At 70.3% G+C, this 12,432-nt stretch carries 8 protein-coding genes; 2 read left to right on the forward strand and 6 right to left on the reverse strand.

The genetic code is table 11. From position 1 onward, the window contains the following. Window positions 1-40 precede the first annotated feature (40 nt). From ACFWVP_RS32545 to ACFWVP_RS32560, 4 genes are all read right to left on the reverse strand, one after another. Window positions 41-3,916, reverse strand: coding sequence for a multifunctional oxoglutarate decarboxylase/oxoglutarate dehydrogenase thiamine pyrophosphate-binding subunit/dihydrolipoyllysine-residue succinyltransferase subunit (locus ACFWVP_RS32545; protein ID WP_384501587.1), 3,876 nt, complete (start codon window positions 3,914-3,916; stop codon window positions 41-43). A gap of 296 nt (window positions 3,917-4,212) precedes the next feature. Continuing rightward, window positions 4,213-5,277 carry an ATP-binding protein gene (locus ACFWVP_RS32550; protein ID WP_384501588.1) on the reverse strand — a complete coding sequence of 355 codons (1,065 nt, stop codon included), beginning with the start codon at window positions 5,275-5,277 and terminating at the stop codon, window positions 4,213-4,215. Next, the gene (locus ACFWVP_RS32555; RefSeq protein ID WP_073963975.1) at window positions 5,274-6,011 is read right to left on the reverse strand and encodes a response regulator transcription factor; all 738 of its coding nucleotides are present in this window, start codon (window positions 6,009-6,011) and stop codon (window positions 5,274-5,276) included. Before ACFWVP_RS32555 ends, ACFWVP_RS32550 begins: the two co-directional genes overlap by 4 nt. Before the next feature lie 230 nt (window positions 6,012-6,241). Next, window positions 6,242-6,925, reverse strand: a complete 684-nt coding sequence (locus ACFWVP_RS32560) for a spermidine synthase (RefSeq protein ID WP_384501589.1) — start codon at window positions 6,923-6,925, stop codon at window positions 6,242-6,244. A 344-nt stretch (window positions 6,926-7,269) separates the two neighbouring features. On the opposite strand from ACFWVP_RS32560, the gene lon reads away from it, so the two are divergent. Then, window positions 7,270-9,699 carry an endopeptidase La gene (gene lon / locus ACFWVP_RS32565; RefSeq protein WP_384501590.1) on the forward strand — a complete coding sequence of 810 codons (2,430 nt, stop codon included), beginning with the start codon at window positions 7,270-7,272 and terminating at the stop codon, window positions 9,697-9,699. 94 nt (window positions 9,700-9,793) lie between these two features. On the opposite strand, the gene ACFWVP_RS32570 is transcribed toward lon, so the two are convergent. Both ACFWVP_RS32570 and ACFWVP_RS32575 read right to left on the reverse strand, forming a co-directional pair. Then, the gene (locus tag ACFWVP_RS32570; protein WP_384501616.1) at window positions 9,794-10,474 is read right to left on the reverse strand and encodes a polysaccharide deacetylase family protein; all 681 of its coding nucleotides are present in this window, start codon (window positions 10,472-10,474) and stop codon (window positions 9,794-9,796) included. Window positions 10,475-10,716: 242 nt separating this feature from the next. Then, window positions 10,717-11,559 carry a lysozyme gene (locus ACFWVP_RS32575; protein WP_384501591.1) on the reverse strand — a complete coding sequence of 281 codons (843 nt, stop codon included), beginning with the start codon at window positions 11,557-11,559 and terminating at the stop codon, window positions 10,717-10,719. 266 nt (window positions 11,560-11,825) lie between these two features. On the opposite strand from ACFWVP_RS32575, the gene ACFWVP_RS32580 reads away from it, so the two are divergent. Further along, window positions 11,826-12,323 (forward strand): MarR family winged helix-turn-helix transcriptional regulator, encoded by a 498-nt coding sequence (locus ACFWVP_RS32580; protein WP_384501592.1) that lies wholly within the window; start codon window positions 11,826-11,828, stop codon window positions 12,321-12,323. Window positions 12,324-12,432: the final 109 nt, after the last annotated feature.

A 12,432-nucleotide genomic window follows, 5' to 3' on the forward strand; every position in this document is an offset into this window, starting at 1 on the left:
GACTCACGGAACCGGGCCCTTCGGCGTGTACAGCGGCTGATCAGGCCTCGAAGACCTCGGCGACCAGCTGTGCCTGCTCGGCCTGGTGACGCTTGGCCGAACCGACCGCCGGGGACGAACCGTGCGGACGCGAGATGCGGCGCAGGCGCTCACCGTGCGGCACATCGGCGCCGACGGCCAGGTCCAGGTGGTCGATCAGGTTGAGCGCGATGAACGGCCACGCACCCTGGTTGGCCGGCTCCTCCTGTGCCCACAGGTACTTCTCGGCGTTCGGGTACTTGGCGATCTCGGCCTGGATCTCCGCACCCGGCAGCGGGTACAGACGCTCCAGACGGATGATCGCCGTCTCCGTGTCACCGCGCTTCTCGCGCTCGGCGTCCAGGTCGTAGTAGAGCTTGCCCGCGCAGAAGACGACCTTGCGGACCGCCTCGGCGCTGACCGACTCGTCGCCGATGACCGGACGGAAGCCGCCGGTGGTGAACTCCTCCACCTTCGAGGCCGCGGCCTTGAGGCGCAGCATCGACTTCGGGGTGAAGACGATCAGCGGCTTGTGGTGCGGGTTGTGCACCTGCCACCGCAGGAGGTGGAAGTAGTTCGACGGGAGGGTGGGCATCGCGACCGTCATGTTGTCCTGCGCGCACATCTGCAGGAAACGCTCCGGGCGGGCGGACGAGTGGTCCGGACCCTGGCCCTCGTAGCCGTGCGGCAGCAGCAGGGTGACGCCGGACGTCTGGCCCCACTTCTGTTCGGCCGAGGAGATGAACTCGTCGACGACGGTCTGCGCGCCGTTGACGAAGTCACCGAACTGCGCCTCCCAGATGACCAGCGACTCCGGACGGGCCAGCGAGTAGCCGTACTCGAAGCCCATCGCCGCGTACTCGCTGAGCAGCGAGTCGTAGACGTTGTAACGGGCCTGGTCGTCGGAGAGGTAGAGCAGCGGGGTGTAGTCCTCGCCGGTCTTCTGGTCGACGAGAACGGCGTGGCGCTGGCCGAACGTGCCGCGGCGGGTGTCCTGGCCGGCGAGCCGGACCGGGGTGCCCTCCATCAGCAGCGAGCCGATGGCCAGGGTCTCGCCCATGCCCCAGTCGATCGTGCCGTTCTCCACCGACGCGGCGCGACGCTGCATCTGCGGCATCAGGCGCGGGTGGACGGTGATCTCGTCGGGGATGTTCACCTGGGACTCGGCGATCAGCTTCACGACCTCCGAGGAGATCGCGGTGCCCACCGCCACGGGGAACTCGGCCTGGACGTCCGGGACATGCGGCTGGGACGGCGCCGAGGTGGCCTCGCGGACCTCCGCGAAGACCTTCTCCAGCTGACCCTGGAAGTCCTGGAGCGCCTGCTCGGCCTCTTCCAGCGTGATGTCGCCGCGACCGATGAGGGACTCGGTGTAGAGCTTGCGCACCGAGCGCTTCTTGTCGATCAGCGTGTACATCTGCGGGTTGGTGAACTCCGGGTTGTCGCCCTCGTTGTGACCGCGGCGGCGGTAGCAGATGAGGTCGATGACGACGTCCTTGTTGAACGTCTGCCGGTACTCGAAGGCGAGCCGCGCGACACGGACCACGGCCTCCGGGTCGTCGCCGTTGACGTGGATGATCGGCGCCTCGATCATGCGCGCCACGTCCGTGGCGTACATCGAGGAGCGCGAGGACTCCGGGGCGGCGGTGAAGCCGACCTGGTTGTTGATCACCACGTGCACGGTGCCGCCGGTGCGGTAGCCGCGCAGCTGCGACATGTTGAGCGTCTCGGCGACGACGCCCTGGCCCGCGAAGGCCGCGTCGCCGTGGAGCGCGACGGGCAGGACCGTGAAGTCAGTGCCGCCCTTGTTGACGATGTCCTGCTTGGCGCGGGCGATGCCCTCCAGGACCGGGTCGACCGCCTCCAGGTGCGAGGGGTTGGCGGCCAGCGAGACCTTGATCTGCTCACCGTCCAGACCGGTGAAGGTGCCCTCGGCGCCCAGGTGGTACTTGACGTCACCGGAGCCGTGCATCGACCGCGGGTCGAGGTTGCCCTCGAACTCCCGGAAGATCTGCGCGTACGACTTGCCGACGATGTTCGCCAGGACGTTCAGCCGGCCGCGGTGGGCCATGCCGATGACGACCTCGTCGAGGCGGGCCTCGGCGGCGGAGTCGATGACCGCGTCGAGCAGCGGGATGACGGACTCGCCGCCCTCCAGCGAGAACCGCTTCTGGCCGACGTACTTGGTCTGCAGGAACGTCTCGAACGCCTCGGCGGCGTTGAGGCGGCGCAGGACCCGCAGCTGCTCCTCGCGCTCCGGAGCCGGGCGCGGACGCTCGACCCGGTCCTGGAGCCACTTGCGCTCCTTCGGCTCCTGGATGTGCATGAACTCGATGCCGGTGGTGCGGCAGTACGACTCACGCAGCACACCGAGGATGTCGCGGAGCTTCATCATCGTCTTGCCGGCGAAACCGCCGACCGCGAAGTCGCGCTCCAGGTCCCACAGGGTGAGGCCGTGCTCGGTGATGTCCAGGTCGGGGTGCTTGCGCTGGCGGTACTCCAGCGGGTCGGTGTCGGCCATGACGTGGCCGCGGACCCGGTAGGAGTGGATCAGCTCGAAGACCCGTGCGGCCTTGGTGACGTCGTCGTCGTGCGAGGCGTCGATGTCCTTGAGCCAGCGGACCGGCTCGTAGGGGATGCGCAGCGCCTTGAAGATCTCGTCGTAGAACTCGTTCTCGCCGAGCAGGAGCTGGGCCAGGACGCGCAGGAACTCGCCGGACGCGGCACCCTGGATGACCCGGTGGTCGTACGTCGAGGTCAGGGTCATGACCTTCGAGATGCCCAGCTTGTTCAGGGTGTCCTGCGAGGTGCCCTGGAACTCGGCCGGGTAGTCCATCGCGCCGACGCCCATGATGAGGCCCTGTCCGGGCATCAGGCGGGGCACCGAGTGGACGGTGCCGATGCCGCCGGGGTTGGTCAGCGAGGCGGTGACCCCGGCGAAGTCGTCCATGCCGAGCTTGCCGACACGGGCACGGCGGACGATGTCCTCGTAGGCCTGCCAGAACTCGAAGAAGTTGAGCGTCTCGGCCTTCTTGATGGCCGCGACGACCAGCTGGCGGTCGCCGTTCGGCTTCACCAGGTCGATGGCCAGGCCGAGGTTGATGTGCTCCGGCTTGACCAGGGTCGGCTTGCCGTCCCTGACCGCGAAGGAGTAGTTCATCGACGGCATGGCCTTGAGGGCCTGCACCATCGCGTACCCGATGAGGTGCGTGAAGGAGATCTTCCCGCCGCGGGCGCGCTTCAGGTGGTTGTTGATGACGATGCGGTTGTCGAACAGCAGCTTCACGGGAACGGCGCGGACGGACGTGGCCGTCGGCAGCTCCAGCGAGGCGTTCATGTTCTTGGCGACGGCGGCCGAAGGGCCGCGCAGCGTCACGTACTCCGGGCCGGCCGGGGCGTCGGCCGGAGCCTGGGCCTCGGCGGCTGCCGGGGCTGCCTTCGCGGGGGCGGCCGGGGCCGCCGCCTTCGCCGGTTCGGCCGGTGCGGCCTGGGCCGCCGCCTTCGCCGGTGCGGCCTGGGCCGGGGCCGCTGCCTTCGCCGGTTCGGCCGGAGCCGCTGCCTTCGCCGGAGCGACGGCCGCGGGCGCCGGTGGCGGCGTGGCGGGCTGGGCCGGCGCCGGGGCGGTGCTGACGGTGCTCGGAGCGGCGGCGGCCGGGGCCGGGGTCACCGCTTCCGCAACTGTGGGGACGGGCTTGTCCGCCGTGCCGGAGGTACCCGGCTTGTAGTCGGCGAAGAAGTCCCACCAGGCGCGATCGACCGAATTGGGGTCCTGGAGGTACTGCTGGTAGATCTCGTCGACAAGCCACTCGTTGGGGCCGAAAGCGGCGGCGGGGTTGGACCCGGAGCCGACTTCTTGATCGGTCGAGATGCTCGAGTTACTGGGGGACTGAGACGACACGGCGTGAACCGCCCTCTTCCGCTTCACAAGGTGATGGACAGCGGAAATCAAGGCTACGCCTCCCCAGCCGTTACGTGCAGGCCGGGCCGGTCTTCGTCGTGCACATCACATCGGAAACCGGGTTTCGGTGCATGAAATGGCGGGAAACAAGCGGGGTTCCGCTGCACTTCGGGTACGCGGGGCCGGTGCTACGACCCACCTGGACCGTATCTCTTTCCCGGCCGCGACGTAGAATGTGACCGTCCGCACGCACAGGGTGACGCTGCGGCTTTCGAACTCCGGGTCAACCGCGCAAGTCAAGAGTCCCCGGGAAGGGTGACTCGGATGCGGCAGCCCCGGGCGGATTCGGCCACACCGATATGACCGCCGTGTAGATCCACCGCCCAGCGGGCGATGGCCAGCCCCAGTCCCGTACCGCCGTCACTGCCCGGGCCGTGCGGATAGGGCGCCTGCCCGCGGTTGAAGCGCTCGAAGACCCGGTGGCGCTCCGCCTCCGGGATGCCGGGCCCCTCGTCGGCGATCTCCAGCTCCAGCGACTCGGGATGGGGCCCGCGCCGCGCGAGCACCGTGACCCGGCCGTGGGGCGGGCTGTGCTTGACCGCGTTGTCGATGAGGTTGGCGACCACCTGGTGCAGCCGTTCCGCGTCCGCGTGCGCCGTCAGCTCGGGCGGCGACACGTCCAGGTGCAGATGGACGTCCGTACGCGAGTGGTTCCCGGAGCCCGACGAGAGCCGGCGCCGCGAGGCCGCGAGATTGGCCTCCTTCAGTACGCCCGAGAGGTACGGCCACACCTCGAAGCGGCGCGCCTTGAGCGTCACCACTCCGTTGTCCAGCCGGGAGAGCTCCAGCAGGGTCTCCACGAGTCTGCCCAGGCGCTCGGTCTGTTTCAGGGCCGTGCGCATGGTCTCGGGATCGGCTGCGGACACCCCGTCGACCACGTTCTCCAGCACGGCTCTGAGCGCGGCGATGGGCGTGCGCAACTCGTGGGAGACATTGGCCACCAGCTCCTTGCGGTGCCGGTCCTCCGCCTCCAGGTCGTCCGCCATGCGGTTGATCGTCTGCGCGAGGTCGCCGAGCTCGTCGCGCCGCCCGGCGCCGCTCACCCGCCTCGTGTAGTCGCCGTGCGAGATGGACCGGGCCACCGCCCGCATCTCGTCCAGCGGCGCGGTCAGGCCGTGCGCCACGAACTGGGTGATCAGCAGCGTGGCGATGACGGAGAAGACCGTGATGAACCGGAATTCCGTCCGGGTCCGCAGGGCGACGATCAGCAGTCCGGTCGTGATGAACACGGAGATCACGACGAGCGTGCCCAGCTTGGCCTTGATCGAGAAGGGCCGCAGTCCGGAGCCGGGCCGCGTCATGGCGCGGGAGTCTCCAGGGCGTAACCGACGCCGTGGACCGTACGGATCCGCTCGGCGCCGATCTTCCGGCGCAGCGCCTTGATGTGGCTGTCGACCGTACGGGTCCCGGAGGCGTCCGCCCAGTCCCAGACCTCGGCCAGCAGCTGCTCACGGGAGAGCACCGCCCGGGGTGTGTTGGCCAGGCAGACCAGCAGGTCGAACTCCGTCGGCGTCAGGTGGACGTCGTCGGCGCGCACCCGGACCCGGCGCTGCGCGTGGTCGATCTCCAGCTCGCCGAGACGCAGGATCCCGCTGCGCGGGGTCACGGCGGCCAGCGCGGCCCGCTCGACCCGGCGCAGCAGGACGTGCACCCGCGCCGCCAGCTCACGCATGGAGAACGGCTTGGTCATGTAGTCGTCGGCGCCGACCCCGAGCCCGACCAGCATGTCGGTCTCGTCGTCGCGTGCGGTGAGCATCAGCACCGGCACGGGGCGCTGGGCCTGCACGCGGCGGCAGACCTCCAGGCCGTCGAAGCCGGGAAGCATGATGTCGAGCACCATCAGGTCGGGCTGCCAGGCCTCGGCCGCGTCCACGGCCGCGGGGCCGTCCAGTGCTGTCTGCACCAGGAAGCCCTCGGCTCGCAGCCGGGCGGAAATGGCGTCGACGATCGTCGCGTCGTCCTCTACCACCAGAACCCGGCGCTGAGCCCCGGGGGTGGCAGCGACGCCGCTGTGGGTGGTGTGTGTCTGTTCCATCGCCCCGCCCCTGCCCGTTCTCGCGGAGGCCACTCCCCCGGAGGCACGGTTATCGCTTGTGGATGTCGTCGTGATCCCTTGTGCCGCTCAGCAGCGTAAAGGCAGAGGACGGCTCCCGGCTACGCAGGGTGTTGTCCGGCGCGAACTGTTACCCCCGCGCGAGCGGCGGATCGTCGGCCTTGTGCCACTTGGCCCGTGGTCCGCCGGGGGTGCGCATACCGGGTGGGGGTTCAGTGACCCCGGAGTGCGAGATGGACCACGTCGGGAACACCTCGGGCAACCGCTACTTCTTCGGTCCGTACCGCGTGGAATCCGGCATTCCGCAGTGCTTCGTCGAAGACCGCGGAGGGCTGCGCGGACCAGACGGCGAGGACTCCGCCGGGGGCCAGACGCGCGTGGCAGGCCGCCAGACCGGTGGGCGAGTAGAGGCTTCCGTTGTCCTCGGTGACGGTCCAGCCGGGTCCGTTGTCGATGTCCAGGCACAGTGCGTCGTAACGCTCCGTGGTCGTTCCGAGGTGCTCGACGAGGTCCGTACGGAGGATCTCGGTCCGCGGATCGGCGAGGGCCGCGGCGGAGATCCGGCCGAGCGGGCCCTCCAGGTGCCAGTCCACGATGGCCTGTTCCCGCTCGACGACGGCGATGGCGCCCCAGCGCCGCTCCTCGGCCGCGCGGACGAGCGAGAACCCGACGCCGAGCCCGCCGATGAGCAGGGCCGGGCGGGGCCGGCCGGGCGGCAGGGCGGCGAGTGCGGCGTCGATCAGCAGCCGCTCGGAGCGGCCGTCGGAGGTGTCCATCAGGAAGCAGCCGTTGGCGATGATCTCGAAGTCGTCGCCGCGTTCCCGCAGGACGACCTCGCCGAAGGGGCCTTCGCGCCGGTCGAGGGTCACGGGGCGGTGGGTGTCCGCGGTGGGCATGGCGAGGTCTCCGGTCTCCGGTCGGCGGCGGTCCTGATCCGGTCCATCCTCCCCGGACGCGGCCCACCGGGACCAGCGATTTCCCTCAGGGTCACCCCCTGGAGCCACGGCCGCGACGAGTGCGGGCGGGCGACGGGGGCGGCCGGAGGTGGGGCGGGGCGTGCGGCGTAACCGGATGGTGCCTCCGGGAATGGAGGTGCCCTGCGCGGCGCTGCCGTAGAGGCAGTCGTACGGAGCGCCGCACGACGCGCGTGATCGCTCAGAGCGAACGCGGCATGGGGAACATTTGGCGGCTCCTTAGCATTGAGTCCATGTAACTCAACTTGCTTGCCGAAGGGGAGATCATGACTGCTGAGTCCACCGTGTCCCAGGCGTTCACGCCGGTCGACCTGCCTGTGCTGCCGCTCGACGACGAGGTGGTGCTGCCCGGAATGGTGGTGCCGCTCGACCTGTCGGACGCCGAGGTGCGCGCCGCCGTCGAGGCCGCGCAGGCCGTCGCACGCCCTGGCGGCGGCAAGCCCGAGGTGCTGCTCGTGCCTCGTATCGACGGGAACTACACCGGGACCGGCGTCCTGGGCACCGTCGAGCAGGTCGGCCGGCTCTCGGACGGCGACCCGGGTGCCCTCATCCGGGCCCGTGACCGGGTGCGGATCGGTGCCGGGACGAGCGGCCCGGGGAACGCCCTGTGGGTCGAGGGCACCAGGATCGACGTGTCCCTGCCCGACCCCCTGCCCGGCTCCGCCGCCGAGCTCGCCAAGGAGTACAAGGCGCTCGCCACCAGCTGGCTGAAGAAGCGCGGCGCCTGGCAGGTCGTCGACCGGGTGCAGCAGATCGAGGACATCTCGGCGCTCGCCGACAACTCCGGCTACTCGCCCTTCCTCACCACCGCGCAGAAGGTGCAGCTCCTGGAGACCGCGGACGCGGTCGCCCGCCTGAAGCTCGCCGTCCAGTGGCTCGGCGAGCACCTCGCCGAGCAGGACGTCGCCGAGTCCATCGCCAAGGACGTCCAGGAGGGCGTCGACAAGCAGCAGCGCGAATTCCTGCTGCGGCGCCAGCTCGACGCCGTACGCAAGGAGCTCTCCGAACTCAACGGCGACCCGGAGGACGAGTCCGACGACTACCGGGCGCGCGTCGAGGCCGCCGGCCTTCCCGACCACGTCCGTGAGGCCGCGCTCAAGGAGGTCGACAAGCTGGAGCGCTCCTCCGACCAGAGCCCCGAGGGCTCCTGGATCCGCACCTGGCTGGACACCGTCCTCGAACTCCCGTGGAACGAGCGGACCGAGGACGCGTACGACATCAAGGGCGCGCGGGAGATCCTCGACGCCGAACACGCCGGCCTGCGGGACGTGAAGGAGCGCATCACCGAGTACCTCGCGGTGCGCAAGCGGCGTGCGGACCGCGGACTGGGCGTGGTCGGAGGCCGGCGCGGCGGTGCCGTGCTGGCCCTGGTCGGACCGCCCGGCGTGGGCAAGACCTCGCTCGGCGAGTCCGTCGCCCATGCCATGGGCCGCAAGTTCGTCCGGGTGGCGCTCGGCGGGGTGCGGGACGAGGCGGAGATCCGCGGCCACCGGCGCACGTACGTCGGGGCGCTCCCCGGACGTATCGTCCGCGCCGTCAAGGAGGCCGGTTCGATGAACCCGGTCGTCCTGCTCGACGAGATCGACAAGGTCGGCTCGGACTTCCGGGGCGACCCGGCCGCCGCCCTGCTCGAAGTGCTCGACCCGGCGCAGAACCACACGTTCCGGGACCACTACCTGGAGGTCGAACTCGACCTCAGCGATGTGGTGTTCCTGGCCACGGCTAACGTGCTCGAAGCCATCCCGGAGGCCCTGCTCGACCGCATGGAGCTGGTCCGGCTGGACGGCTACACCGAGGACGAGAAGGTCGTCATCGCCCGCGACCACCTGCTCCCGCGCCAGCTGGAGCGGGCCGGTCTGGAGAAGGACGAGGTGGACCTCGACGAGTCGGCGCTGCGCAAGCTGGCCGGCGAGTACACGAGGGAGGCCGGCGTACGGAATCTGGAGCGGGCCGTCGCCCGGCTGCTCCGCAAGGTCGCGGCCCAGCACGAGCTGGGCGACCGTGAGCTCCCGTTCACGGTGACCGACGCGGACCTGCGGGAGCTCGTCGGACGCCCCCACCACGTCCCCGAGTCCGCCCAGGACCCGGCCGAGCGCCGTACGGCGGTGCCGGGCGTGGCGACCGGCCTCGCGGTGACCGGGGCGGGCGGCGACGTGCTGTTCGTGGAGGCGTCGCTGGCCGACCCGGAGACCGGGGCGTCCGGACTGACCCTCACCGGCCAGCTCGGCGACGTGATGAAGGAGTCGGCCCAGATCGCGCTCAGCTTCCTGCGGTCGCACGGGGCGGAACTGGAGCTGCCGGTCGCGGACCTGAAGGACCGCGGCGCGCACATCCACTTCCCGGCGGGCGCCGTGCCCAAGGACGGTCCGAGTGCCGGTATCACCATGACGACGGCTCTGGCCTCGCTGCTCTCCGGGCGGCTCGTCCGTACGGACGTGGCGATGACCGGTGAGGTGTCGCTGACCGGACGCGTGCTGCCGATCGGCGGCCTGAAGCAGAAGCTGCTGGCAGCGCACCGGGCCGGCATCACCACAGTGGTGATCCCCAAGAGGAACGAGGCCGACCTGGACGACGTCCCCGCCGAGGTCCTCGACACCCTGGAGGTCCACCCGGTGACCGATGTCCGCCAGGTCCTGGAGATCGCCCTCGCCCCGGCCACAGCCAGGGCCGGGGACAGGATCCCGGCCGCCGCGTAGGCGCCGCGCTGTGACGGGCGCGGCAGCACGCCGACGGCCGGTACGGACGGCCCGCCTTCCCCCCCGGAAGGCGGGCCGTTGCGCGTGCGGCGGGTCAGGGGCGGTAGACGGTGCCGGGCTCGGGCTCCGCGGGGGCCATCAGCTGCGGCACGGTCACGAAGGTGTAGCCGCGCTCCTTCAGTGTGTCGATGATGCCCGGCACGGCGGGGACGGTGCCCTTGTAGATGTCGTGCAGCAGGATCACCCCGTCCTTGCCGGCCTGGTCGAGTATCCGCTTCCTGATCAGTGCGGAGTCGTTCGTGGAGTAGTCCTTGGCGGTCGCGCTCCAGAGGATCTGCGACAGCCCGAGCTCCTTGCAGATCCCGGAGACGGTGTCGTCGGTGCGGCCCTGCGGCGGACGCATCAGCCGCGGCTTCCTCCCCGTGATCTCCTCGATCGCCAGCTGGGTCTTCTCCAGCTCGGCGCGTATCTCGTCGGGCTTCCTGTCCGTCAGGATCTCGTGCGTCCACGTGTGGTTGGCGACCTCGTGGCCCTCGTCCGCGATGCGGCGCACGGTGTCGGGGTGTTTCAGCACGTGGTTCCTGCCCAGCAGGAAGAACGTGGCCGGAACCTTCTTCTCCTTGAGGATGTCCAGGAGGCGCGGGGTGTCCTCGGCGGGACCGGCGTCGAAGGTCAGCGCGATGCACTTCGCCTTGCGGCAGTCGACCGGGCCGAACGTCCCCTCGGCGTCCGGGGCCGCGTCGCCGCGTGCTGTCGCCGGCGCCGTCGTGTCCATCGAACAGCCGCTCAGCGTCAGCGTGAGCACGGTCACCAGAGCCGCGGTCAACCCCGCACCGAATCGCGTCGTCTTCCTGGGCACAGCAGGTCACTCCTCATGGCCGGCCGCACACCGGCGGTGCGGGACGATGTGACTATACATAGCGCGTATACGCATCGTGCATAGTGGGTCGCGGGGCAGCGCCGAGCCCCGGTGACCTGGGGCTCGTCACCGGGGCTCGGTCGTACGTCGGGGGCGGATCAGCCGTTCGCGAGCGCCTGTACGCGGTCGAGGGCGCCGTTGAAGCGGTTGTGGTCGCCGACCGTGGGGCCGGACGACGTGTACTGCCACATCGTGTAGTAGCTCCAGCCGGCCGGGAGTTCGCCGACCGTGGTGTTGTAGCGCGCCACCCACAGGGGGTTGGTGGCGCCGAAGCCGGCGTTGTTGCCCGTGCAGTCCTTCCACCAGCTGGTCGCGGTGTAGATCACCGGGTCGCGCCCGGTGCGCGCCTTGTAGGTGTTCACGAAGTCCCGGATCCACGAGACCATCTGGGACTGGGTCTTGCCGTAGCACTGGGCGCCGTACGGATTCCACTCGATGTCGAGCACCCCGGGCAGCGTCCTGCCGTCCCTGGACCAGCCGCCCCCGTTGTCCACGAAGTAGTTGGCCTGGGTGGCGCCGCTCGTGGTGTCCGGGGTGGCGAAGTGGTACGTGCCACGGATCATGCCGACGTTGTAGGAGCCGTTGTACTGCTGCGTGAAGTAGGTGTTCTTGTAGTACGTCCCCTCGGTGGCCTTGACGTAGGCCCACTTCACGCCGCTGTTCCACAGGGTCGACCAGGCGACGTTGCCCTGGTGGCCGCTGACGTCCACGCCCTCGGTCTGGACGGCGGCCGTGCCGATGGGGGTGCCGCCGCGCTGTCCGTCGTGCGCGGCGACGCCCTGGCCCATCCTGGCCGTACCGCGTTCGGGGATCGCGGACGCTTCGGCGGCCGTGGCCGTGCCGGGCAGTGCGAGCAGGAGGAGGAGCGAGGTCAGCAGTGTTCCCGCGGCGGCGAGGCGACGACGGCGGGCGGATGCGGTTCCGGATCTGTGCACGGGCATGTTCGTGCCTCCGAGGACTCGGTGGGGGAGCTCAGGATCCAGGGGCGGGTGCGGGACGCTCCTGTGGCGTGTTGCGGCGGGGCATGGCATGGGCATGTCATGAATCACTTTCGGTGTCATGCCACCTGTGACACTACGAAGCTACGCACGTAGACCCGGGCTCCGGAAGAGGGCCCGGCCTCTGCCGAAGGTCTACTCCTGCGAAATACTGGCGGAGCTGCGGCGATGACCGGAGTTGAAAGAAACTTTCATCGGCAGGAAAGCATATGAGGAGTGCTGACGTGCACGGGAGCGGAATCGGGAGCGGGCCCGGTGCGGCGGCCGGGAGTGGTGTGGACCACGAGTTCCTCGCGCTGGAGCGCGAATTGGCGGTCTTCCTGCGCCGGGCGCGCGCCAACTCGGGGGAGATGGCGCGGGAGGTGCACCCGGACCTGGAGTCCGCGGCCTACGGCCTCCTCGTGCGGCTGGAGTCGGCCGGGCGTCAGCGGGCCACGGAGCTCGCCGCCTACTTCGGTGTCGGCAAGGCGACCATGAGCCGCCAGCTGAGCGCCCTGGAGGCCCTCGGCCTGGTGGCACGCGAGGACGATCCGGCGGACGGCCGCGCCTCGCTCGTCCACCTCACCGACGAGGGCCTCGCGCGCTTCCGCAGCGTCCGGGACGCCCGCCGGGGCCGCTACGCCCGGAAACTGGCGGACTGGGACCGGGCGGAGGTCGCGGAGCTGGCGAGGCTGCTGCACCACCTGAACGAGCGTGCCGAGGACTGAGGCCCCGGCGGCGAGGCGTCCCGCGTCCCCGGCGGCGGGGCGTCCCGTCCATGGCTGCGAGGCATCCCCTCCACGGCGGCGGGGCGTCCCGTCCCCGGCGGATGGGTGT

It is taken from the genome of Streptomyces sp. NPDC058637, from assembly GCF_042717325.1.
Lineage (GTDB): Bacteria > Actinomycetota > Actinomycetes > Streptomycetales > Streptomycetaceae > Streptomyces.

Excerpts from the sequence above, each read along its gene's own strand:
- ACFWVP_RS32580 (WP_384501592.1), top strand. The coding sequence starts at position 11,826 with ATGAGGAGTGCTGACGTGCACGGGAGCGGAATCGGGAGCGGGCCCGGT.
- ACFWVP_RS32570 (WP_384501616.1), bottom strand. The coding sequence starts at position 10,474 with ATGGACACGACGGCGCCGGCGACAGCACGCGGCGACGCGGCCCCGGAC.
- ACFWVP_RS32550 (WP_384501588.1), bottom strand. The coding sequence starts at position 5,277 with ATGACGCGGCCCGGCTCCGGACTGCGGCCCTTCTCGATCAAGGCCAAG.
- ACFWVP_RS32575 (WP_384501591.1), bottom strand. The coding sequence starts at position 11,559 with ATGCCCGTGCACAGATCCGGAACCGCATCCGCCCGCCGTCGTCGCCTC.
- lon (WP_384501590.1), top strand. The coding sequence starts at position 7,270 with ATGACTGCTGAGTCCACCGTGTCCCAGGCGTTCACGCCGGTCGACCTG.
- ACFWVP_RS32555 (WP_073963975.1), bottom strand. The coding sequence starts at position 6,011 with ATGGAACAGACACACACCACCCACAGCGGCGTCGCTGCCACCCCCGGG.
- ACFWVP_RS32560 (WP_384501589.1), bottom strand. The coding sequence starts at position 6,925 with ATGCCCACCGCGGACACCCACCGCCCCGTGACCCTCGACCGGCGCGAA.